Here is a 22,728-nt window from a genome sequence, read left to right as displayed (position 1 = left end):
CGCTAGCCTGCGGGCGAGATCGCCTCGTCGACGAGCGCCTTGGCCTCAGGGCTCTGCCAGTCGAACCCGCCGACCACCCGCGCCACTTCCTGCCCGCTCGCGTCATACAGCACTGTGGTTGGAAGCTGGCCCTCTCCGCCAAGCTCGAAGCTGAGTCGGGTCTCGCGGTCCAGCCAGGGTTCGAGGTGCTCGTAATTGTGCTCTGCGAAGAACGGGGACACTTTCGCGGCACCCTCCAGATCCTGGCTCGCCGTCAGCACCCGAAGCTTGCCGGCGTACTCGCCCGCCAGCGCATCCAGGGTCGGCATCTCTTCCACGCAGGGCGCACACCACGTCGCCCACAGGTTGAGCAACACCGGCTGGCCCGCCAGCGCGCCGGTGTTCAGCGTCTCGCCGTCGGGATGCGTGAGCGCCACCGCCGGCATGAGATTGCCGGAGTGACTGCGGTCGATCTTTCCGGCGAGGCTACCCTGCGCCGCCGCTGCTTGCGGCTCGGCGGGCTCTTGCCTACTGCAACCGGCCACCAGCGCAGCGGCGAGAACGAGTGTGAGCGACAGTCGGAACGACACGACGAACTCCATGTGGGGCGGGCGCTTCGCCGAGGGGCCTAGCGCGATCATGCGCGAAATCAACGCCTCGATCCCCTTCGACAAGGCCTTGTGGCGGCAGGATATCGCCGCGTCGAAAGCGCATGTCGCGATGCTGGGGGCGCAGGGGATTGTCTCGGATGCTGACGCAACCGCGATTGCCGACGGACTCGACCGCATCTCTGCCGAGTACGCGGCGAACGGCGTCCCCGAGGATCTCGACCTTGAAGATATTCACATGGCGACCGAAAGCCGGCTGGCTGAACTGATCGGCCCCGCCGCCGGACGCTTGCACACCGCGCGCAGCCGCAACGATCAGGTGGCGACCGATTTCCGGCTGTGGGTGCGTGATGCCGCGCGGCAGGTGGACGCCGGGCTGGCCGACCTGCAGTGCGCGCTGGTCACCCGCGCCGGCGAGCACGCGGACAGCGTCATGCCGGGCTTCACTCACCTGCAGGCTGCCCAGCCGGTGACCCTGGGCCACCACCTGCTCGCCTATTACGAAATGATCCGCCGCGATCGCAGCCGGTTCGCGGCTGCCATCGCGCGGGCAGACGAATGCCCGCTGGGCAGTGCGGCGCTGGCGGGGACCGGCTTCGCCATCGACCGCGATGCTACCGCAAGTGCGCTGGGGTTCGCGCGGCCCACCGCCAACAGCCTGGACGCGGTGTCCGACCGGGACTTCGCGCTCGATTACCTGACTGCGGCAGCGCAGTGCGCGTTGCACCTGTCGCGCCTGGCCGAAGAGCTGATCTTGTGGGCGAGCCAGCCGTTCGGCTTCGTGCGTCTGCCCGATGCGCTGTCCACCGGCAGCAGCATCATGCCGCAGAAAAAGAACCCCGACGCCGCCGAACTGGTGCGCGGCCATGCGGGTCGGATCGTCGGCAGCCTGACCAGCCTGATGGTGACCATGAAAGGGCTCCCGCTCGCCTATTCAAAGGACATGCAGGACGATAAGCCGCCGGTGTTCGAAGCGCACGGGCTGCTGGCGCTGTCGATCGCCGCGATGAGCGGGATGATCGCCGATAGCGAATTCCGCACCGATCGCATGCGCGCGGCGGCCGAGCTCGGCTATGCCACCGCGACCGATCTGGCCGATTGGCTGGTGCGCGAAGCAGACATCCCGTTCCGCGAGGCGCACCACATCACCGGCGCGGCGGTGAAGCTGGCCGAAAGCAAGCAGATCGCACTCGACGCGCTGTCGCTCGATGAACTGCGCGAGATCGATGACCGGATCGACGAACGGGTTTTTGCCGCACTGTCGGTCGATGCGTCGTTGGCCGCGCGCGCCAGCTATGGCGGGACGGCGCCTGTGCGGGTATGGGAGCAAGTCGCAGCGGCGCGCGAAGCGCTGGGCATGGAGCCATCATGAAGCGTTTGTTCGCCCTGTCCGTCACAGTCCTGCTCGCCGCTTGCGGCCAGAAGGCGGAACTCAAGCCGGTGGCAGGCCAGACCTTGCCGCCCGCGGCCTACGGCGCCGACGTGCGCCCCGATACCGACAAACTGCTCGAACTCGATCCGCTGGCCGCGCCGGTTCGCTCGGTCGAGCTGCGCAAGCGATCCGAAGTGCGCGAGGACGATCCCTTCGACCTGCCGCCGGAATAACATCCGGCAATAACAGGGCGCCAAGCATCGCTTGCTCGACGCGCCGCCCTGCCCGCCGCTAGACGCAGCGCCGCATGGATCATTTTCAACTCCGCAACGGTGTCCTTCACGCCGAAGACGTGCCGCTTTCCCGGATCGCCGAGGCAGTGGGCACCCCGGTCTACGTCTATTCGCGCGCGACCCTGACGCGGCACGCCCGGGTGTTCCGCGAAGCGCTGGCCGGGCTCGACGATCCGCACATCGCCTTCGCGGTGAAGGCCAACCCCAACCTGGCGGTGCTCAAGGTTCTGGCCGGCGAAGGGTTCGGCGCCGATGTCGTTTCGGGCGGAGAACTGACCCGCGCGCTGGCGGCGGGCATCCCGGCGGCTGAAATCGTGTTTTCAGGGGTCGGCAAGACGCGCAGCGAACTGAGCCAGGGGCTGGATGCAGGCATCGGCCAGTTCAACCTCGAGTCCGAGGAAGAAGGGCGCGAGCTTGCGCAGATCGCACACCAGCGCGGGCAGACTGTGCCGTGCGCACTGCGCGTCAACCCGGATGTCGACGCGCGCACGCACGAGAAGATCTCCACCGGCAAGCGCGAAAACAAGTTCGGCGTTCCGCTCGACCGCGCGAGCGAAATCTACGCCGCGCTGTCGGGGTTGCCGGGGCTGGAGATGCGCGGAGTGGCGGTGCACATCGGCAGCCAGCTCCTGAGCCTCGACCCGCTGGAAACCGCATACGAAAAACTCGGCACCCTCATTGCCGAACTCCGGGCGCGCGGCTGCACGGTCACGCACGCCGATCTCGGCGGCGGGCTGGGCGTGCCGTACCGCAAGGGAGAGGTCGCCCCCTCGCCCGCCGAATACGGCGCGATGGTCGCGCGCGTTACCAGCGGCTGGAACGTGCGCCTCTCTTTCGAGCCGGGCCGGGTGATTGCGGGTAACGCGGGCGTGCTGCTGACCCGCGTGATTCGCGCCAAGCGCAGCGGCAACGGCCCGCCGTTTGTGGTGGTCGACGCCGCGATGAACGACCTCGCACGTCCGGCGATGTACGGGGCGTGGCACGACTTCGATGCGGTGGAGCCCACCGGCGAACGCTTCACCGCGCACATCGTGGGCCCGATCTGCGAGACCGGCGACACCTTCGCGATGGACCGCGACACCGACGCACTTGGCCCCGGCGATCTGGCAGTGTTTCGCACCGCCGGGGCTTACGGCGCGACCATGGCGTCCAGCTACAACAGCCGCGGCTTCGTGCCCGAGGTGCTGGTGGACGGTGACCGGTTCGCGGTCGTGGCCGACCGGATTGACCCGGCCGCCATCATGGCGGCCGAGCGGGTGCCCGAATGGCTCTGAGCGCGCTGCCGCTGTTTCACCGGATCGCCGGCCAGCGGGTGGTGGTGCTCGGCGGCGGACCCGCAGCCGAGGCAAAGCGCCAGCTGGTCTCGCGCGCTGGAGGGATCTGCTGCGGCGAAAACGAAGCGCATCACGCCCGCCTGGCGTTCATTGCCATCGACGATGCGGCTGCGGCCCGCGCCGCCGCGCTTCGCCTGCGGGCGAAAGGTTTGCTGGTCAACGCCGCCGACCGCCCGGAACTGTGCGATTTCACCACGCCCAGTCTGCTGGAGCGCGGACCGGTGGTCATCGCGGTCGGAACGGCCGGCGCATCCGCCGGGCTCGCCAAACAGTTGCGCCTGCGGCTGGAGGGGCTTTTGCCGCCCACGCTGGGGCAGTTGGCCGAGGCGTTGCAGGGCGCGCGGGAACGCCTTCGCCACCGCTGGCCGGATGCCGGAGAGCGCCGCCGCGCATTGGACCGGGCGCTGACGCGCGGCGGTCCGCTTGACCCGCTTGACCACCGAGCGGCGGAACGGGTGCCTGAGTGGCTTGAATCGTCTGGCGATGCCCTGCCAGCGGCGATAGTGGAGATCGATCTGACGAGCGAGGATGCCGACGACCTGACCTTGCGCCAGGCCCGTCTGCTCGGCGAAGCCGATGCTATCGTATATGACAGCGACGTGCCTGAAGCGATCATCGTTCGCGCCCGGGCGGACGCGATCCGCAATCCGGCGGGTACCGTCCCGGGGCTGACCGTCGTCCTGCGGCTGCGGCCGCCTTCCTAGGCCGCTCCGACCGATTGGAGGCGGGTGAGCAACGCTGCTTCGTCGAACGGCTTGATCACGTACTCGTCGGCCCCGGCTGCGATGCCCTTGTGGATGTCCCGGGCACCGGAATTGGTGGTGCAGAAGACGACCTTGGGCGGGTTCGCAGACGGAATTGCGCGCAGGGCGGTCACGAATTCGATCCCGCTCATCACCGGCATATTCCAGTCGGTGATGACCAGGTCCGGCATCGCTGCACGGCAACGGGCGAGCCCTTCCTCCCCGTTCTCCGCCTCGACCACGGCATAGCCGATGGATTCGACGATGCGGCGGGCGATCTTGCGGATCATCCGCGAATCATCGACCAGCAGGCAGATGCGCTGACTGCGCGCAGGGGCGGCGGGGGCCGATTCGACGGCAACTGGCGCCGGCGGCTGGGGCGGCTGAGGGATGTCAGCCCGCGGCGGGACGGCACCCGGGGCGCCGTTCAGGCGCTTGATCAGACCGTGAATGACACGAACTCCTCTTCACCGAACACCGGGCGCTCCTGCTCGTGCATCGTGTCGCCGAGCGGTGCTTGCGCCGGGGCGATATTCGCCTTTTCGGTCGGGGTCATGCAGACGTGGAGGTACGGCACCCAGACGTCGCCGTATTCCGCTTTCTGATACCACAGATCGAGGATGTCATAGCTGGCCCAGCAGCCATCCGGTTCGCGCAGGCGGATGCCTTCGCCGATCCGCGGGACCGCGGCAAAGCGGATGCGGTGGTGCGACTGGTGCGTTTCGTTCTGGATTTCGACTTCGATCAAAGTGCCAGACCCCTTGCGACTGGCATGACCCTAAAGCGAATTGGTTGCCGAAGTTTCAACGACGCCCGGGATCGTCCGTCAGACCAGCAGTTTGCCGTCCTTGCCCAGTTCAGCGAAATAGCGTGCCATCGCCTCGGCCGCCCTGTCGGACAACTGGATGAAGGCGCGGCGGCGATCGCTTTCGTCCTCGATCCGCTCCAGCAGTCCCGCCTCGATCATCTGGCTGATCCAGCGCAGCCCGGTGGTCGGCGGCACCCCGCTGGCGATGCACAGGCTGGTGACGGACACCCGGCTGTGTTCCGCCCGCGCGGCGGTGAGATCGAGCAGGATATCCCATGCCGGGTCCGCGAAAAGGTCCGGTCCGAAGAACTTGTCGCGTGCCCGGCGCTGGGCGATGATCCGCCGTATCAGCCGCGGATCAGGCAGCGGCGGGCGGGGACTGCGGATCAGCCGCCGCTCCGCCTCGTCCGCCCCGCGGAAATCGTCGGTCGGCGATTCAAGCCGGAACACCGGCCGGTCACCGCCCGTCAGCCGATCGAGTTGCGCCGCAAGCTGGCCCACCTGCTCGGTAAGCTGGCGCAGCACGTCCTCGCTCGCCGCACCTTCCTGCACCCGATTGCTGGTCCGGCTCGCCATCACTCGGCCGAGCGCCACCAGCCGATCGCCCCGGGACGGAGCCACCAGAATTTCCGGATGGGACTGATCGATACAGGCAAACACGTCGTCGAGAGCTGCCGGGACAACCGAGGCGATGACCGCGGTACCGCTTTCGCGCATCCGCCGGTCGAGGTCGAGCAGCGCCGCGCAGTCGAGCGGACCCAGTTCTCCGCAATGCAGCAGCACGCAGTTCGCAAGGGCCTGATGCGGTTCGTACAGCGCATCGACGAGGCTCGCCCCGGATACCGGATAGAATCCGGCGATTTCCGCGTCGCTGCACAATTGCCGGCGCGTTGCCGGATCATCGGCAAGGATGGATATGGGGACGGAGTGAACGCTTCCACCATCTTGTGATGGATACGAGAAGTCCTGCGCTGGCATATACGTAGTGTTACTCAATTGCGCGGCTTTGCACAGCACATCGGACAGGAAAACGGCTCAGAATCGGAGCCATATCCTGACGATTGCCAAGATCGGTTGAGAAATCGGCGCTCAGTCGTCGAACGGATCGCGCACCAGGATGGTATCGTCGCGTTCCGGGCTGGTGGAAATCAACGCCACGGGCGTTTCGATCAGTTCCTGCACCCGCTGGACGTACTTGATTGCCTGGGCAGGCAAGTCGCCGAAGCTGCGCGCGCCGGCGGTGGTCTGCTGCCAGCCGTCCATTTCTTCATAGATTGGCTCGACCGCGGCTTGGTCCGCCGCATGGCTGGGCAGGTAATCGAGGATCTTGCCGCGCAGACGGTATCCGGTGCAGATTTTCACCGTCTCAAACCCGTCGAGCACATCCAGCTTGGTCAACGCGATGCCGGTGACCCCGCTGATGGCGCAGGACTGACGCACCAATACCGCGTCGAACCAGCCGCAGCGCCGCTTGCGGCCGGTGACGGTGCCGAATTCGTGTCCGCGCTCGCCCAGCTGCTGGCCGGTGGCATCGTCCAACTCGGTCGGGAACGGGCCGCTGCCGACGCGGGTGGTGTAGGCCTTGACGATCCCCAGCACGAAGCCGGTGGCGTTCGGCCCCAGGCCCGAGCCGGCGGCCGCGGTGCCGCTTACGGTGTTGGAGCTGGTCACGAACGGGTACGTGCCGTGATCCACGTCGAGCAGTACGCCCTGCGCGCCTTCGAACAGGATCTTGGCGCCTGCTTTCCGCACTTTCTTCAGCCGCTTCCACACCGGCTGCGCATATTGCAGCACCGACGGCGCGATTTCGCGCAGCTGGCCGAGCAGTTCCTCACGGTCGACCGGCGGCTGGTCGAACCCGGCGCGCAGCGCATCATGGTGCGCGCACAGGCGGTCAAGCTGCGGTTCAAGCGCATCGAGATGCGCCAGATCGCAGACGCGGATCGCCCGGCGGCCCACCTTGTCCTCGTACGCAGGGCCGATGCCGCGCCCGGTGGTGCCGATCTTGCCGGTGCCCGCCGCCGTTTCGCGAAGGCCATCGAGGTCACGGTGTAGCGGCAGGATCAGCGGGCAATTGTCGGCAATAGCGAAGTTGTCGGGAGTGATCGACACCCCCTGCCCTTCCAGCTTGGCGATTTCATCTCGCAGGTGCCATGGATCGAGCACCACGCCGTTGCCGATGATCGACAGCGTGCCGGTGACGATGCCGCTCGGCAGCAGGCTCAGCTTGTAGGTCGTGTCACCGACCACCAGCGTATGGCCCGCATTGTGCCCGCCCTGAAAGCGCACGACCGCGTCGGCCCGGCTGGCGAGCCAGTCGACGATCTTGCCCTTGCCCTCGTCGCCCCACTGGGCGCCGATCACGGTGACGTTGGCCAATGTACAGGTATCCTTTCGAGCGGCGCGGGGGCGCTAGAGAGTTTGGGGGTCGCTGCCAACCAGCTTGTGCGAGCAGCCGAGTGCTGCGGGGTCATCGCTGTCACTAAGCGCCGCCAGGGTCCGCCAGCCGATCGCACGTAGCCGGCTGGCGATCTCGGGGTCATGGCCGGGCGGCAAATAGAGCATGTCCCGCGCGGGAGCCTCGCCCAGCGCGTCGACCAGCGGATCGATGTAGAGCGTGAACCCGGTCGCCGGCTCGTTGGTGCCGCCGATGCTGTAGGTGCCGCCCCGCCCCAGAGTGCCGCGAACGCCTTCGGCATAAAGCGTGAAACCGAACCAGCTCTGGTATTCAAAGCCATGACGCTCGGTCGGGTCGAGCGTCAGCCGGGCGCGATCCCCGACCCGCGCCGCGATCTGGCGCAGACCCGCGATGCGGCTCGCCAACGCTCCGCCGGCGTCGATCGCCGCCAAGCGCTCCAGCGCCTGCTCGAACGGGCCGGCGGCATAGAGTAACGGGAGATACGCCTCTCCGCCGACATCCCTGAGCGCGCCTGCATCCTTGCCGTCCAGTTCGCGCCGGACCGCGTCGATGCGATCGGCGGCCAGCGGCAGCGCCGTGGCGGCCAGCGTGTCGACCAGGTCGGGTAACGTGAAGTCGACCGACACCCGCGCCGCGCCCGCGGCGGTGAGAGCCTCAACCGCCAACGCCACTACTTCACCCGCCGCCGCAGCGCTGTCGCTGCCGATCAGCTCGGCGCCGAGCTGGAGCCGCTGGCGGGCGGGGTCGAGCTGGTCGCTGGTGATCGTCGCGACCTCTCCGGCGTAGCACAACCGCAACGGGCGCGGCGCACCCGCCAGGCTGGTGGCGGCTATCCGGCCCACCTGGACCGTCAGGTCGCTGCGCAGCGCCAGCGTGCGCAGCGACGCGGGATCGACGAAGCGGAACATCCGCCGGGTGGCGACCCCGTTCATCCGGGTGGCGAGCGAGTTTTCGAATTCGACCAGCGGCGGGATCACCCGGTCATAGCCATGGGTGTCCATCGCATCGAGCACCGCCCGCCGTGCCCGCGTCAGCGCGCGTGCGGCAGCGGGCAGCCGGTCCTCGAGCCCGATCGGCAGCAAGTCGGCGGTGGGGTCGGTCATGCCTGGTCCGTCATGCTGGGCGCCCTAGCCGCGTCAGAACTCCAGCGCCATGACGGTCTTCACGCCTTCCAGCTGGCTGGCGCGGGCGATGATCTCGCGCGTGATCGGCTGGTCGACGCTCAGCAGCAGCACCGCCTCCCCACCCGCGTCGCGGCGTCCGAGGTTGAAGGTGCCGATGTTGATCCCGCTTTCGCCAAGCAGCGTGCCAATCCGGCCGATGAAGCCGGGCGCGTCCTCGTTCACGATATACAGCATGTGCCCGGCGAGTTCGGCCTCCACCCCGATGCCGAAGATCTCCACCAGTCGCGGCGTGTCCGTGCCGAACAAAGTGCCCGCGACCGAGCGGTCGCCCTGGCTGGTCGCCACCGTGACGCGGACCAACGTGTTGTAAGGGCCTTCGCGCTCGTGCCGCACGCTGCGCACGTCCAGCCCGCGCTCACGCGCAAGGAACGGCGCGTTGACCATGTTCACCGTGTCCGAATACTGCCGCATCAACCCGGCAAGCACCGCGCCCTCAATCGGCTTGCCCGACAGGCTGGCGGCCGCCCCTTCGCGCTCGATCGAAATCTGCGTCAGATTGCCGTGCGCCAGCTGCCCGACCAAGCTGCCGAGATTTTCGGCCAGCTTCATGTAGGGGCGTAGCTTGGGTGCCTCCTCGGCTGACAGGCTCGGCATGTTCAGCGCGTTAGTAACCCCGCCGTTGACCAGGAAATCGGCCATCTGCTCAGCCACCTGCAACGCGACGTTGACCTGCGCTTCGTTGGTCGAGGCGCCGAGGTGCGGCGTGCAGATGAAGTTGGGCGCGCCGAACAACGGCGACTCCTTGGCCGGCTCCACCGCGAACACGTCCAGCGCGGCGCCCGCGATGTGCCCGCTTTCCAGGCCGTCCTTCAGCGCAGCCTCGTCGATCAACCCGCCGCGCGCACAGTTGATGATACGCACGCCCGGCTTGGTCTTCTCGAGCCGTTCGCGCGAGAGGATGTTGCGGGTCTGATCGGTCATCGGCGTGTGCAACGTGATGAAGTCCGCCCGGGTGAGCAGCGTTTCCAGATCGACCTTTTCGATGCCGAGTTCCACCGCGCGGTCTTCGGTCAGGAACGGATCGTAAGAAACCACCTTCATGCGCAGTCCGATTGCACGGCTTGCGACGATCGAGCCGATGTTGCCGGCGCCGATCAGGCCCAGCGTCTTGCCGGTGACCTCGACACCCATGAACCCGTTCTTGGGCCACTCGCCCGCCTGGGTGCGCGCGTTGGCTTCGGGAATCTGCCGCGCCAGCGCGAACATCAGCGCGATGGCGTGTTCGGCGGTGGTGATCGAATTGCCGAACGGCGTGTTCATCACCACGATGCCCTTGGACGAGGCGTGGGGCACGTCGACGTTGTCGACCCCGATGCCGGCGCGGCCAATCACCTTCAGGTTGGTCGCGGCGTCCAGGATTTCCTTGGTGACCTTGGTCGAACTGCGGATCGCAAGACCATGGTATTCGCCGATACGCGCCTTGAGCTCTTCGGGCGTCTCGCCGGTGATCACGTCCACGTCGCACCCGCGTTCCTGGAAAATGCGCGCGGCGTTGGGATCCATCTTGTCGGAGATGAGGACTTTGGGCTTGGTGGTCATCTTGTTACCTCGTCATCCCGGTGAAAGCGGGGGTCTTGTGCAAAGGTGCCGGGCGTTGCGGCACGCGGTCCCAGCTTGCGCTGGGACGACGGATCAGGGGCGAGCGCTGGCGTAGGCCCAGTCGAGCCAGGGACCGAGCGCCTCGATATCGGCGGTCTCGACCGTGGCTCCGCACCAGATACGCAGGCCCGGCGGGGCATCGCGGTATCCGGCGATGTCGTACGCGGCGTTCTGCTCTTCGAGCAGCTTGGCCATCGTCTTGATCATCGCCTCGTCCGCGCCTTCGACCGTCAGGCAGACGCTGGCGTTTGAGCGCGTCGCCGGATCGGACGCAAGATGCCCAAGCCAGCCACGCTCCTGCACGATCGCGTCGAGCGCCGCGGCATTGGCATCGGCCCGCGCCCTGAGCGCCTGCAATCCGCCAAGCGACTTGCCCCACTCCAGCGCGAAGATCGCGTCCTCGACCGCGAGCATCGAGGGGGTGTTGATCGTCTCCCCCTTGAACACGCCCTCGGCCAGCTTGCCCTTCGACACCAGGCGAAACACCTTGGGCAGCGGCCATTCGGGCGTGTGATTTTCCAGCCGCTCCACCGCGCGCGGCCCGAGGATGAGCACACCGTGCGCCCCCTCCCCGCCGAGCACCTTCTGCCAGCTGAAGGTGAGAACATCGACCTTGTCCCACGCGATGTCCTGCGCGAACACGGCGCTGGTCGCGTCGGCGATCGCCAGGCCTTCGCGGTCGGCCGCGATCCAGTCCCCATTCGGCACGCGCACGCCGCTGGTGGTGCCGTTCCAGGTGAACACCACATCGTGCGACCAGTCCACCTGGCCGAGATCGGGCAGCTGGCCGTAATCGGCACGGATAATCGTGGGATCGAGCTTGAGCTGCTTGAGCGCGTCGGTGACCCAGCCTTCGCCAAAGCTTTCCCAGGCGATGGTCGTCACCGGGCGAGCGCCCAGCATTGTCCACATCGCCATCTCGACGGCCCCGGTATCCGATCCAGGCACGATGCCGATGCGGTGGGTGTCGGGAACTTGCAGCACTTCGCGCATCAGGTCGATGCAAAGCTGCAGGCGCGCCTTGCCGATCTTCGAACGGTGCGACCGCCCGAGCGACTGAGTGCTCAGCTTGTCGGGAGACCAGCCCGGCGGCTTCGCGCAGGGTCCGGAAGAGAAGAACGGGCGCGCCGGCTTTTGCGCCGGCGGCGGCAGGGTATCAGTCATGTAGTCTCTCCTTACAGAGAGCACGCGCGGCGTTGGGACCGCGTGGCCCGCCGGCCGCAGTAATGTTGCGGCGCAGCGAGTCAAGGATGGCGCGATAGTATGCGGCGGGGTGGTCCTGCTTTGCGCCAGTTGCTTGCTCTCGCCAAAAGCGGACCGAGTGCGTATGGGCGCGGCGATGACGCCCGTTGACCTGAAGATCGCGCTGTTCAGCGGCAACTACAACATGGTGCGCGACGGTGCGAACCAGGCGCTGAACCGCCTCGTGGAGTACCTGCTGCGGCAGGGCGCCCGCGTCCGAATCTACTCACCGACCGTGCCAGAACCGGCCTTCCCGCCGACCGGGGATCTCGTGTCGATTCCGTCGGTGCCGCTGCCGGGGCGCGGCGAATTCCGCTTTCCCCTGTCGCTCACTGCTGAAATTCGCCGCGATCTGGCCGAGTTCGGGCCGGACATCCTCCACATCTCGTCACCCGATTTCGTCTCGCATCGCGCCGTCACCTGGGCGCGCAAGCGGGGCATCCCGGTTCTGGCGTCGGTCCACACCCGGTTCGAAACCTACCCGCGCTACTATGGCATGGGTTTCACCGAACCCCTGGTCGAGGCGATCCTGCGCCGGCTCTATCGCCGTTGCGATGCGCTGGTGGCGCCGTCGCAATCGATGGTCGAGGTGCTGCGCGAACAGCGGATGAACGCCGATGCCTCGATCTGGTCGCGGGGCGTCGACCGGACGATCTTCGGCCCGGACAAGCGCGACCTGCCCTGGCGGCGCGAACTCGGGTTTGCGCCTGACGACGCGGTGATCGCGTTTCTTGGGCGGCTGGTAATGGAAAAAGGGCTCGACAAGTTCTCCGAGACCACCGCGCTGCTGCGCGCGCGGGGGGTGCCGCACAAGGTGCTGGTGATCGGTGAAGGTCCGGCGCGCGGGTGGTTCAGGGAGCAGCTCGGCGAAGAGGCGTGCTTCATAGGCTTCCGCGCGGGTGCGGCGCTGGGCCAAGCGCTCGCGAGTGCGGACCTGTTGTTCAATCCGTCCATCACCGAAACGTTTGGCAACGTCACTCTGGAAGCGATGGCCAGCGCCCTCCCGGTGGTCGCGGCCGGCGCGACCGGCAGCACCAGCCTGGTCGAGAACGGCGTTTCAGGAACCCTTGTCCCGCCCGACAGCAAAGTGGTCGAAGGGTATGCCGACGCGATCGCCCGCTATATCGCCGAACCTGATCTGCGGGCCGCGCACGGCGCCGCGGGCGAGTTGCGCAGCCGCGACTTTTCGTGGGACGCGATCAACCAAGCGGTGGCGGATGTGTACCTCCGCCTGGTCGAAGCGAACCGCGCCTAACGCAGAACCCCGCGCCGCTGCATGGCCCATGCGTATAGCAGCAAAAGTGCGGCGACGATCTTGATCGTCCACTCGAACGCCAGCGCACCCGGCGTGCTCATCGACGGAGGCGCCGCCTGGCCGAGCGTGTAGATCGTCATCGCCAGCACGCCGACGAACGAGAGCGCGAACGCAGCGACGGCAAACCTGCTGCGGGCGAGCAGGAGGATAGAACCCCCGACCGCTCCCCAGACGCCAAGCGCCCAGCCCGCCGTAGCCCATGCGGGCACCGCCGAGATCCACGCAATGACGTCGTCACCCATCTGCATCTGCCGCAGATAATCGGCGCCCCCGATATGCGTCATCGAATAGTCGAAGGCGCCCATCGCGTTCCACGCGAGCGACAGAAGTCCCACCGCCCACAAATGCCATGGCGCCGATCCGCGCGTTGTCGTCAGGATCCGCTCCTGCGCTGCCATGTCGGTCATGCTATCCTCCCCCGAGAAGCGACCCCGGTGAAGAATACCACGCGTTCAGCGCTCCGACCAGTCGAAGCGCAGTGGAGCCTCGCGAAAGGCAAACCGATCGAGGTGCCGCGCAAGAGCACCCTTTAGGCCGTCAAGCTGACCTGGTTCGCTGGCGTCGATCCGGCACTCCAGCGCGGCGTCGTGCGCGATCAACGTCACGGTGCCGTCGCCCGCCCAGTTCGCGCCCCGCGCATCGTGGGGGAACACGATCGTCCCGCGCGACTCGTCGAACTGGACGTCGAGGTTGTGCTGCCAGTGCTTGCACAGCTGTTGCAGGTAATTCGATCCACTGGCGGTCGGCACGTGCGCGGTGCTGCTGACGGTCACAGGCGTTCGATCCGCTTGGCCATCTCATCGATCATATCGACGATCTGATGCACCGCCTCATCGTCGAGCTGACCTGCGCGGGCCTTGTTCTTGAGCACGCTGCCAAGGTTGCCCATCGCGCGGAACAGGTGCGGAGAGCGGCCGCGATGCTGGCGTTCGCCATGTTCGGCCAGGCGACTGAAGACCCGGTTCACTTCGTCCGCCTTGTCGGCCAGCTCCTGCCGCCCTTGCTCCGTTGCGGTGAACAGCTTGCGCGCGGAGGCGTCGTCCGCCTGTTCCGCGATCGCGCCTTCGTCGGTCAGCAGCTGCAGCGTGGGATAGACCGAGCCGGGGCTGGGCGCATAATCGCCGCCGGTCAGTTCCTCGATCGCCTTGATCAGCTCGTACCCGTGGCGCGGCTGATCGGCGATCAGCTTGAGCAAGGCGAGGCGCAGCTCGCCCTGCCCGAACATTCTCCCGCGCCGGCCGCCCCGCCCGCCGCCATCGCCGAACGGTCCGCCGGGACCGAATGGGCCGCTCCGCCCGAACGGGCCCTTGGGTCCGAAGGGGCCATCGGGGCCAAACGGACCATCGGCATCGCCCCAGCCGCCACCAGCTAGCTTCCCCGCCATCTTGGCCGCCATCGCCGCCTTGAATGCGCGACGCACGTCGCGCTCATACCCATGTCGCATCATTATCTCCTATAAGATACCTCACGATATATCTTTGACCTATCGGTTTTCAAGACCCCTCCCGCACCGGATGGTGATTTCCTATGTAGCTGGCACATGCCCGACCTTTTCCCCGAAACCGTCGCGCCGCCGATCCCGGCGGACGAGCCTCGCGCGGATGCACCGCTGGCCGACCGGCTGCGCCCCGGCGCACTCGATGCGGTGGTGGGCCAGGCGCATCTTACCGGACCGGAGGGCGCGATCTGCCGGATGGTCGCCGCAGGGCGCCTGTCCAGCATGATCCTGTGGGGTCCCCCGGGCACCGGCAAGACCAGCATCGCCCGTCTGCTGGCCGATGCCGTCGGGATGCGGTTCGTCGCGATCAGCGCGGTGTTTTCCGGCGTGGCCGATCTGAAGAAGGCTTTCGCTGAAGCCGACAAGGCCGCCGAAGCGGGCCAGCGCACGCTGCTGTTCGTGGACGAAATCCACCGCTTCAACCGCGCGCAGCAGGACGGCTTCCTGCCCTTCGTCGAACGCGGCACGGTGACGCTGGTCGGCGCAACGACCGAGAACCCGAGCTTCGAACTCAACGCCGCATTGCTGAGCCGCACCCAGGTGTTGATCCTGCACCGCCTCGATGCGCAGGCGCTGGGCGATTTGCTGGATAAAGCCGAAGCGCTCGAAGGTCCTCTGCCTCTGACACCCGAGGCGCGCGAGGCGCTGATCGCCAGCGCGGACGGAGATGGCCGGTTCCTGCTCAACCAGGCGGAAACGCTCTACGCCGCTCGGATCGGGGAGCCGCTCGATCCGGCCGGTCTCGGCCGGTTTCTCCAGCGGCGCGTGGCGGTGTATGACAAGGATCGAGAGGGGCACTACAACCTCATCTCCGCGTGGCACAAATCGTTGCGCGGTTCGGACCCCGACGCGGCGCTGTACTACCTCGCGCGGATGCTGGTCGCGGGGGAGGAGCCGCTGTTCGTGCTGCGCCGGCTGGTGCGCGCCGCGGTGGAGGACATCGGCCTCGCCGACCCGCAGGCACTCGTCCAATGCCTGGCGGCCAAGGACGCCTACGACTTTCTAGGCAGTCCGGAAGGCGAACTCGCGATCGTGCAGGCGTGCCTCTATTGTGCCACCGCGCCCAAATCGAATGCCGCTTACAAGGCGCAGAAGGCCGCGTGGAAGAGCGCGCGGGAGACCGGCAGCCTGATGCCGCCGCAGAACATCCTCAACGCGCCGACCAAGCTGATGAAGGACATCGGATATGGTCGGGGCTACGCCTACGATCACGATGCTGACGGTGGCTTCTCCGGCGCCGATTACTGGCCGGAGGAAATGACGCGGCAGACGTATTACGATCCCCCCGACCGCGGGTTCGAACGTGAAGTGCGCCGGCGGATCGACCATTGGAACAAGCTGCGCGCCGAGCGGCAGGGCGGGTGACGCCCGGCCGTTTCCAGCACTTCGCGGCGATCGACTGGTCCGGCGCCGCGGGGGAGCGGCACGCCGGAATAGCGCTGGCGATCTGCGATGCGGGGGACCGCGCCCCGCGCATCGTGCGCCCCGGCCACCGGTGGTCGCGGGTCGAGGTCGCTGAATGGATCGCCCGCACCATGCCGCCCGGCACGTTGCTTGGCATCGACATCTCCGGCTCGCTCGCATTTGCCGACCAGGGGGCGTATTTCCCCGGCTGGCCTGACAGCCCGCCCGATGCGCGCGCGCTGTGGGCGCTGGTCGAGGATTTGTGCGCGAGCGACCCGCATCTGGGCGCCGGCAGCTTCGTCGATCACGCAGAGGTCTCGCGTCACTACCGGCGGCACGGCGGGCGCGAAGGCGACCTGTTTGGCGGCGGCATCGGCCGCTTGCGAGTGACCGAGCGGATCGGCCAGATCGCGCTCGGCTGCCGCCCGACCAGCAACTTCAATCTCGTCGGCGCGAGCCAGGTCGGCAAGGCGAGCCTGACCGGCATGCGCGTGCTGCACCGGCTCAGCGGACGGGTGCCGCTGTGGCCGTTCGACCCCCTTCCCGCCCACGGATCGGTGGTGGTCGAGATCTACACCACGATTGCCGCCATCGCTGCAGGGCGTAACGCCAGCCGCAGCAAGCTGAGGTCCTTTGCCGAACTCAATGATGCGCTGGCCGCCGTCGGCAGCAAGCCTGTGCGGGGGAGCGGGCCGATCGACGATCACCGCTCGGATGCCCTGCTGGCCGCGGCCTGGCTGCGTGCCGTGGCGGATGACCAGGCGCTGTGGCACCCGCCGGCGTTGACGGACGCGATCGCCCTCACCGAAGGATGGACGTTCGGCGCGCGCTGATCCGCGCTGTCGGGACAAAAACCGGATCGAAACGATCGGCTGCGCCGTTGAACTTGCACAATGCGTTCACCTGCAAGGAGATTTCCCATGCTCGCCCGTCTTGCCAAGCCGATCGGCTGGTTTTCCCTCGCCCTTGGCGCCGCGGAATTGCTGAAAGGGCGCGAAATCGCCCGGGCGCACGGTGTGCCGGAAGGCAAGAACGTCGTGCGCGGCTTTGGCGCGCGTGAGATCGCCGCGGGGGTCGGCGTGCTCGCCGCTCCGCGTAGCCCGATCCCGTTCCTGGCCCGCGCCGCCGGGGATGTGCTGGACCTCGGTGCCGCCGGATACGCGACGACCAAAGCGACTGGCGACGAGGGCCGCGTGGCCAAGGCTTCACTGGCGACAGTTGCCGGATTCCTGGTGCTGGACCTGCTGATCGCCCGCGCCCTCGCCAAGCGCTGACCCTCTGGACCTTGGCCGGCAATTGTCGCAAAGGCCGCCCGACCATTGGTCAGCGCCGGCTTAGCTCAGTTGGTAGAGCACCTGATTTGTAATCAGGGGGCCGCGGGTTCGAATCCTGCAGCCGGCACCATATTATCAGTGGCTTACAGCGCAGCGGACGCTCCACGGCCTAGTGGGTCTGACCCTTCGGCGAGAGAAGCCATATCGATCACGAAGCGATACTTGACGTCGCTCGCTTCCATCCGGTCGTAAGCGTCGTTGACCGTGTTTATGGCTATCGTCTCGATTTCCGGCGCGATGCCGTGCTCCGCACAGAACTCGAGCATCTCCTGTGTTTCCGCCAGCCCGCCGATACCGCTTCCGGTGAGGATCTTGCGCCCGAGCAGAATGCCGGTGTGCAGCTCCGGCATCTTGTCGATCATTCCGACGAGCACCTGCACGCCATCGATCTTCAACAGCAGGAGGTAAGGTGCGACATCGTGGCGCACGGGGATGGTGTTCAGCACCATGTCGAATTGTCCGCCCGCAGCGCGCATCGCGGCCTTGTCGGTCGTGATCAGGAAGTGCTGGGCGCCGAGTGCGAGTGCATCCGCCCGCTTGTCTTCGCTGCGGCTCAGCACCGTGACCTCGGCGCCCATGGCTACAGCAAGCTTCACACCCATGTGACCAAGGCCGCCCAGCCCCGCCACAGCCACTTTGCTGCCGGGCCCTATCTTCCACTGTCGCAGCGGCGAATACGTCGTGATCCCGGCGCAGAGAAGCGGGGCAGCGACGTCGGAGGCCAGCGCTTCGGGGACTTTGAGGACGAATTCTTCCCGGCAGACGATCCGGTCCGAATAACCGCCGAAGGTGATTGTCCCGTCCTGGCGATCCTTGCCGTTGTACGTACCGGTCATGCCGTTCTTGCAGTACTGCTCCAGCCCCGCCTTGCAGTGGTCGCACTCAAGGCAGGCGTCGACCATGCAGCCGATCGCCACCCGGTCGCCAACGCGGTGCATGGTTACCGCATCGCCGACAGCGCTGACGGTGCCAACAATCTCGTGCCCCGGCACCACCGGGTACACGGTGCGGCCCCAATCATTCCGTGCGGTGTGCAGGTCCGAATGGCAGATGCCGCAATGGGTGATGTCGATAAGTACGTCATTGTCCCGCAAGCCACGCCGATTGAAGCGAAAGGGCGCCATGCCGCTTTCGGGGGAGGTGGCTGCATAGCCCCGCGCCGGGTATTCGTTGGTCTGGATCGCCACGGGACCGCTCCTTGCTGAGTTGCTTCACCGTGTGCTTTCCACGGATCGACGCCACCTTCAACGTGCTTGCGGCGTTTGCTTCGCGGCTGGCGTCAGGGAGTTCGGCAGCCTGCGGAGTGCTGCGCAGGTCTTTGCGCAGGAATTTCGAGGGTCACGATTTGGTGCGGGCTATCGCCGGCAGTTCGCTGCGGGTGAGAAGCCAGCATCATCCACCTGGTGCGGCGCGATGGGGACAACTGGTCCTTGCCACTTCCCCTGCCGGCTTCGATCAACATCGGACCCTTCAACTTCACGCCCAGCTTCAGCAGCGATTATCGCAACGTGCGCTACGCGAACACGGTAGAGCGCCGTCATCAGGAGACCTGTCTCGCCGATGAGACGATCGCGATGTCGAAGAAACCTTCCGGAAGAACGCCTTGAATAGCCTGCACCACCTGCCTCGAATCGCCCACTCGCACCGCCGGTGGCGGCGCGCGCCCAACTAGCGTGAGGGAGCGGTTCGCTCCAGCTGCCGGGCACCGTTGCGGCAGTCGGGGCGTTGATGCGACGTGAAGATCGCAACTTACAACGTGAACGGGGTGAAGGGCCGGTTGCCGGTGCTGCTGCGCTGGCTGGAGCAGGCGAAGCCCGACGTCGTCGCCTTGCAGGAACTCAAGGCTCCGGACGACAAGTTCCCCGCCGAACCCATCCGCCGGCTCGGGTACGATGTCCTCTGGCACGGGCAGAGCCGCTGGAACGGGGTGGCACTGTTGAGCCGTGTCGGCCAGATCCACGAAACACGGCGCGGCCTGCCCGGCGATCCCGAGGACGAGCAGAGCCGTTACCTGGAGGCGGCGATCAACGGCATCATCTTCGGCGCCCTGTATCTCCCCAACGGCAACCCCCGCCCCGGCCCCAAATTCGATTACAAGCTGCGGTGGTTTGAACGCCTGACCGCCCACGCCGCCGAACTGATCGCGAGCGATCTGCCGGTGCTGCTGCTGGGCGATTTCAACGTTATGCCGACCGAACGCGACGTCTACAAACCCGAACGCTGGCTCGACGACGCGCTGTTCGCGCCGGAAGTGCGCGACGCGTGGTTCCGGCTGGTTGATCAGGGGTGGACCGATGCCGTGCGCGCGTTGCACCCGGACGAGACGATCTACACTTTCTTCGACTACTTCCGGAATGCCTTTGCGCGCAACGCGGGGCTGAGGATCGACCACTTCCTGCTCAGCCCGTCGCTCAAGGACCGGCTCCGCGCGGCCAAGGTGGATCGCGAAGCGCGCAGTTGGGAGAAAACCAGCGACCACGCGCCCGTGTGGATCGAACTGGCGGACGGCTAGACCATGGTCTCCGGCCGGACGAGCCGATCGAAGTCGGCGCCGCTCACCCCGTTCGCCAGCGCCGCTTCGCGCAAGGTGGAGCCCTCCCTGTGCGCCTGCTTGGCGATCGCCGCGGCCCGGTCGTAACCGATCTCTGGCGCCAGCGCGGTCACGAGCATCAGCGAGTTCTCCAGCCCACGCTGAATGTTGTCCCGCCGCGGCTCCAACCCTTTCAGCAGGTGCTCGGTGAAGCTTTCGGCGGAATCCGCCAGCAGCCGCACCGACCGCAGGAAATTCCACGCCATCACGGGGCGATAGGTGTTGAGCTCGAACTGCCCCTGGCTGCCGGCGAACGTCAGCGCGGCGTGATTGCCGAACACCTCGATGCAGACCTGGGTCAGTGCCTCGACCTGCGTCGGGTTGACCTTGCCCGGCATGATCGAGCTGCCGGGTTCGTTTTCCGGCAAGGCCAGCTCTCCCAGCCCGGACCGCGGGCCGGAGCCCAGCAGGCGGATGTCGCTCGCGATCTTGTACAGCGCGGCCGCGAGCGCGTTGAGCGCCCCGTGCGCGAACACCAGCGCGTCCTGCCCGGCCAGCGCGGCGAACTTGTTGGGCGCGGTGACGAACGGCAGGCCGGTGATGGCCGCGATCCGCTCCGCCACGGCTTCGGCGAACCCAGCCGGTGCGTTAAGGCCGGTGCCCACCGCCGTGCCGCCTTGCGCCAGCTCGTACAGCCCGGGCAGCGTCAGCTCGATCCGCTCGATCCCCGCGGCCACTTGGGCTGCGTAGCCGGAAAACTCCTGCCCCAGCGTCAGCGGGGTCGCGTCCTGGGTGTGCGTGCGCCCGATCTTGACGATGTCGCTCCACTGATCGGCCTTGGCGGCGAGATCGGCGTGCATTACCTTGAGCGCCGGGAGCAGGTGCCGCACTACCTCGCCCGCCGCCGCGACGTTGATCGCGCTGGGGAACGTGTCGTTCGAACTCTGGCTCATGTTGACATGGTCGTTCGGGTGGACCGGCTGCTTGGACCCGATCTGTCCGCCGAGCAGCTGGATCGCGCGATTGGCGATCACCTCGTTCGCGTTCATGTTCGACTGGGTGCCCGATCCGGTCTGCCACACGACCAGAGGAAACTCGCCGTCCAGCTGGCCGTCGATCACTTCCTGCGCAGCCGAGACGATCGCATCCGCCAGTCCGCCGTCGAGCACGCCCAGTTCGCGGTTGGCTTCCGCTGCCGCCCGCTTGATCGTGCCCAGCGCCCGGATCAGCGGCACCGGCATCGTTTCTCCGCCAATGCGGAAGTTGTGCAAGGACCGCTGGGTCTGCGCCCCCCAGAGATGATCGGCCGGGACTTCGATCGGTCCGAAGGTGTCGCTTTCGATGCGGGTCGCGTTCATCCCCGACCCCGGTAGCTGGCGACGCCCTGATCCGGCACCCACAGCCCTTCCGGCGGCGCAGCGGTTTGCCAGAACACGTCGATCGGGATGCCGCCGCGCGGATACCAGTAGCCGCCGATGCGCAACCAGCGAGGTTGCATCTCTTGTGCGAGCCGCTGGCCGATGCCCACCGTCACGTCTTCGTGAAACCCGCAGTGATTGCGGAAGCTGCCGAGGAACAGCTTCAGGCTCTTGGATTCGACGATCGTCTCACCTGGCGCATAGTCGATCACCAGATGCGCGAAGTCCGGTTGCCCGGTCACGGGGCACAGCGAGGTGAACTCCGGCGCCGCGAACCGCACCAGGTACAGCCCCTCGCGGCGGGGGTTCGGCACGTAATCGAGCACCGCCTCCTCAGGCGAAGCGGGCAGCGAACTCGTCTGGCCGAGGTGCAGCGGCCCGGAAGCTGGCGGAAGGGGTGTGTCGCTCATGCCGCGCATCTGGGCTTTATCACTGGAGGGTTCAAGGCGGCTGTGGACTTGCCCAATTCAGTGCCTATTCAGCGCCGTCGACGCTTAAGACGCCGCTGCTTACCGGAGCCATGAGACACCTCGCCCCCATCAGTCTGCTCGCGTTAGCACTCGCCGGAGCTCCGCTGGCCGCGCAGACCGCGCCGGGTGGATTCCGGCTGCCCACGCCCACGCCGACGCCGACCGACATCCAGGGACCGGTGGATCCTGATGCGCCGATCCTGACCCGGCCGCGCGACACCACGCCCACCCCCACGCCGGTTCCTTCCGCGCGCCCCACGCCGGCACCGACGCCCGCGCCCATCCCGCGGGCCACCACTGCCCCCGCGCCGCGGCCAGTAGCCTCGCCCGCCAGCAACCCGCTGCCTCCGCGAACCGCCCCGCCCGTGACGACCACGGCTGAGCAGCCGCTGTCACCCGCCGCTACCGCGAGCCCATCGCCGATCGCCCCCGCCGCCGCGGAGACGCTCCCGTCCGCGCCGCTGCCGGGTGCGGCAGCCACTCCCTTGCCGGCTCCCCTGCCCACTGCACCGGCTGAGGAGGAGGGGCTTCCGGGCTGGCTCTACGCGCTGGCCGGTGCGCTTGTGCTGGCTGGCGCTGCCGCAGCTTTGTGGTGGCGCCGTCGCAGCTCCGCAGACGCACCAACGGTGGAAATCGAGCGGCCGCGCGTGCCGGCCGCGCCCGGGCCGACGCTTGCTGCCGCGCCTCCGCTGGCCGCGACCGGCCCGCAATTGACCATTGAGGCGCGCGCCGTGCGCCTGTCGCGCAGCATGATGTTTGCCACCCTCACTTATGAAATGGTGGTGACCAACCGGAGTGCGCAACCGCTGCGCGACCTGCGCCTGGGCGCGGACCTGGTCACCGCGCACGCCCGGATCCCGACGGACCAGCAGCTGGCCGATCCCCAGGTGCCGTTGGCGCAGGTCAAGACGTTCGAACAGCTCAATCCCGGCGCATCCGTGCAGTTTGCCGGAGAGCTGCGCCTGCCGGTGAGCGAGATTCGTCCGATCCCCCACGGCAAGGCGGTGGTCTATGTTCCGCTGCTCCGGGTGCGGGCCGAAGCCGGCGGCGTGTCACCGATCGCCCGTACATTTGTCGTAGGCGTTTCGGGGGGCGCGAGCCGGCGGCTCCAGCCGTTCCGGCTCGACGAGATGCCGCAAACCTATAGCGCGGTGAGCCAGCACGCGCTCGATTGACCC

25 protein-coding genes and 1 tRNA gene are annotated in these 22,728 nt (G+C 67.3%); 12 read left to right on the top strand and 14 right to left on the bottom strand.

Going from position 1 to position 22,728, the window contains the following annotated elements; translation table 11 throughout:
- Positions 1–2: 2 nt before the first annotated feature.
- On the bottom strand, positions 3–581 hold the full coding sequence (locus tag E0504_RS14950; RefSeq protein WP_131624856.1) for a TlpA disulfide reductase family protein: 579 nt from the start codon (positions 579–581) through the stop codon (positions 3–5).
- On the opposite strand from E0504_RS14950, the gene argH reads away from it, so the two are divergent.
- From argH to E0504_RS14930, 4 genes are all read left to right on the top strand, one after another.
- A complete protein-coding gene (gene argH, locus E0504_RS14945) occupies positions 580–1,959 on the top strand; it encodes an argininosuccinate lyase (RefSeq protein WP_131625010.1) in 1,380 nt (459 codons plus the stop codon). The two genes, E0504_RS14950 and argH, sit on opposite strands and share 2 nt — an antisense overlap.
- Complete coding sequence (locus tag E0504_RS14940; protein WP_131624855.1) at positions 1,956–2,192, top strand: hypothetical protein; 237 nt, start codon at positions 1,956–1,958, stop codon at positions 2,190–2,192. The genes argH and E0504_RS14940 overlap by 4 nt, the downstream gene beginning before the upstream one ends.
- Before the next feature lie 74 nt (positions 2,193–2,266).
- Entirely contained in the window at positions 2,267–3,526 is a 1,260-nt protein-coding gene (gene lysA / locus E0504_RS14935; protein ID WP_131624854.1) for a diaminopimelate decarboxylase, read from the top strand.
- The gene (locus E0504_RS14930; protein WP_131624853.1) at positions 3,517–4,290 is read left to right on the top strand and encodes a bifunctional precorrin-2 dehydrogenase/sirohydrochlorin ferrochelatase; all 774 of its coding nucleotides are present in this window, start codon (positions 3,517–3,519) and stop codon (positions 4,288–4,290) included. Before lysA ends, E0504_RS14930 begins: the two co-directional genes overlap by 10 nt.
- Here the strand turns inward: E0504_RS14930 and E0504_RS14925 are convergent.
- The 7 genes from E0504_RS14925 to E0504_RS14895 all read right to left on the bottom strand — a co-directional run bounded on the left by E0504_RS14925 (position 4,287) and on the right by E0504_RS14895 (position 11,503).
- On the bottom strand, positions 4,287–4,646 hold the full coding sequence (locus E0504_RS14925) for a response regulator (protein ID WP_282595949.1): 360 nt from the start codon (positions 4,644–4,646) through the stop codon (positions 4,287–4,289). The two genes, E0504_RS14930 and E0504_RS14925, sit on opposite strands and share 4 nt — an antisense overlap.
- Before the next feature lie 122 nt (positions 4,647–4,768).
- The gene (locus E0504_RS14920; RefSeq protein ID WP_207974397.1) at positions 4,769–5,077 is read right to left on the bottom strand and encodes a hypothetical protein; all 309 of its coding nucleotides are present in this window, start codon (positions 5,075–5,077) and stop codon (positions 4,769–4,771) included.
- A 78-nt stretch (positions 5,078–5,155) separates the two neighbouring features.
- Positions 5,156–6,115, bottom strand: a complete 960-nt coding sequence (locus E0504_RS14915; protein WP_131624851.1) for a winged helix DNA-binding protein — start codon at positions 6,113–6,115, stop codon at positions 5,156–5,158.
- Positions 6,116–6,226: 111 nt separating this feature from the next.
- A complete protein-coding gene (locus tag E0504_RS14910; RefSeq protein ID WP_131624850.1) occupies positions 6,227–7,516 on the bottom strand; it encodes an adenylosuccinate synthase in 1,290 nt (429 codons plus the stop codon).
- A 33-nt stretch (positions 7,517–7,549) separates the two neighbouring features.
- Positions 7,550–8,659, bottom strand: coding sequence for an ATP phosphoribosyltransferase regulatory subunit (locus E0504_RS14905; protein WP_131624849.1), 1,110 nt, complete (start codon positions 8,657–8,659; stop codon positions 7,550–7,552).
- A 33-nt stretch (positions 8,660–8,692) separates the two neighbouring features.
- Positions 8,693–10,279, bottom strand: coding sequence for a phosphoglycerate dehydrogenase (gene serA / locus E0504_RS14900; protein WP_131624848.1), 1,587 nt, complete (start codon positions 10,277–10,279; stop codon positions 8,693–8,695).
- Positions 10,280–10,372: 93 nt separating this feature from the next.
- Positions 10,373–11,503 carry a phosphoserine transaminase gene (locus E0504_RS14895; protein ID WP_131624847.1) on the bottom strand — a complete coding sequence of 377 codons (1,131 nt, stop codon included), beginning with the start codon at positions 11,501–11,503 and terminating at the stop codon, positions 10,373–10,375.
- Positions 11,504–11,678: 175 nt separating this feature from the next.
- Between E0504_RS14895 and E0504_RS14890 the strand changes: the two genes are divergently transcribed.
- Entirely contained in the window at positions 11,679–12,836 is a 1,158-nt protein-coding gene (locus E0504_RS14890) for a glycosyltransferase family 1 protein (RefSeq protein ID WP_131625009.1), read from the top strand.
- On the opposite strand, the gene E0504_RS14885 is transcribed toward E0504_RS14890, so the two are convergent.
- From E0504_RS14885 to E0504_RS14875, 3 genes are read right to left on the bottom strand one after another with little or no spacing between them, the layout of a single operon-like run.
- Positions 12,833–13,303, bottom strand: coding sequence for a hypothetical protein (locus E0504_RS14885; RefSeq protein WP_131624846.1), 471 nt, complete (start codon positions 13,301–13,303; stop codon positions 12,833–12,835). The genes E0504_RS14890 and E0504_RS14885 overlap by 4 nt on opposite strands.
- A 45-nt stretch (positions 13,304–13,348) precedes the next feature.
- A complete protein-coding gene (locus E0504_RS14880; protein WP_131624845.1) occupies positions 13,349–13,669 on the bottom strand; it encodes a DUF2218 domain-containing protein in 321 nt (106 codons plus the stop codon).
- On the bottom strand, positions 13,666–14,316 hold the full coding sequence (locus E0504_RS14875; protein ID WP_207974395.1) for a PadR family transcriptional regulator: 651 nt from the start codon (positions 14,314–14,316) through the stop codon (positions 13,666–13,668). The genes E0504_RS14880 and E0504_RS14875 overlap by 4 nt, the downstream gene beginning before the upstream one ends.
- A 120-nt stretch (positions 14,317–14,436) precedes the next feature.
- On the opposite strand from E0504_RS14875, the gene E0504_RS14870 reads away from it, so the two are divergent.
- From E0504_RS14870 to E0504_RS14855, 4 genes are all read left to right on the top strand, one after another.
- On the top strand, positions 14,437–15,759 hold the full coding sequence (locus E0504_RS14870; RefSeq protein WP_131624844.1) for a replication-associated recombination protein A: 1,323 nt from the start codon (positions 14,437–14,439) through the stop codon (positions 15,757–15,759).
- A 170-nt stretch (positions 15,760–15,929) separates the two neighbouring features.
- Positions 15,930–16,631, top strand: a complete 702-nt coding sequence (locus E0504_RS14865) for a hypothetical protein (RefSeq protein WP_207974394.1) — start codon at positions 15,930–15,932, stop codon at positions 16,629–16,631.
- Positions 16,632–16,718: 87 nt separating this feature from the next.
- Positions 16,719–17,072 (top strand): hypothetical protein, encoded by a 354-nt coding sequence (locus E0504_RS14860; protein ID WP_131624842.1) that lies wholly within the window; start codon positions 16,719–16,721, stop codon positions 17,070–17,072.
- A gap of 54 nt (positions 17,073–17,126) precedes the next feature.
- Positions 17,127–17,202: transfer RNA gene (locus E0504_RS14855), tRNA-Thr, on the top strand.
- A 13-nt stretch (positions 17,203–17,215) separates the two neighbouring features.
- Here the strand turns inward: E0504_RS14855 and E0504_RS14850 are convergent.
- Positions 17,216–18,319 (bottom strand): NAD(P)-dependent alcohol dehydrogenase, encoded by a 1,104-nt coding sequence (locus tag E0504_RS14850; RefSeq protein ID WP_306769241.1) that lies wholly within the window; start codon positions 18,317–18,319, stop codon positions 17,216–17,218.
- 243 nt (positions 18,320–18,562) lie between these two features.
- Between E0504_RS14850 and E0504_RS50380 the strand changes: the two genes are divergently transcribed.
- Positions 18,563–18,739 (top strand): hypothetical protein, encoded by a 177-nt coding sequence (locus E0504_RS50380; protein ID WP_165938518.1) that lies wholly within the window; start codon positions 18,563–18,565, stop codon positions 18,737–18,739.
- Between the two features lie 128 nt (positions 18,740–18,867).
- Entirely contained in the window at positions 18,868–19,644 is a 777-nt protein-coding gene (gene xth, locus E0504_RS14845; RefSeq protein WP_131624841.1) for an exodeoxyribonuclease III, read from the top strand.
- Here xth and fumC read toward each other — a convergent pair.
- A complete protein-coding gene (gene fumC, locus E0504_RS14840; RefSeq protein ID WP_131624840.1) occupies positions 19,641–21,020 on the bottom strand; it encodes a class II fumarate hydratase in 1,380 nt (459 codons plus the stop codon). The genes xth and fumC overlap by 4 nt on opposite strands.
- Positions 21,017–21,490, bottom strand: coding sequence for a preQ(1) synthase (gene queF / locus E0504_RS14835; protein ID WP_131624839.1), 474 nt, complete (start codon positions 21,488–21,490; stop codon positions 21,017–21,019). The genes fumC and queF overlap by 4 nt, the downstream gene beginning before the upstream one ends.
- Before the next feature lie 686 nt (positions 21,491–22,176).
- On the opposite strand from queF, the gene E0504_RS14830 reads away from it, so the two are divergent.
- Positions 22,177–22,725: a hypothetical protein gene (locus tag E0504_RS14830; protein ID WP_131624838.1), complete on the top strand. Its 549-nt coding sequence runs from the start codon at positions 22,177–22,179 to the stop codon at positions 22,723–22,725.
- The last annotated feature ends 3 nt before the right edge of the window (positions 22,726–22,728 follow it).

This window comes from Parafrankia sp. BMG5.11, from assembly GCF_004337455.1.
Note: the sequence above shows the minus strand (reverse complement) of the source record. Positions and strands in the feature narration are given on the sequence as shown.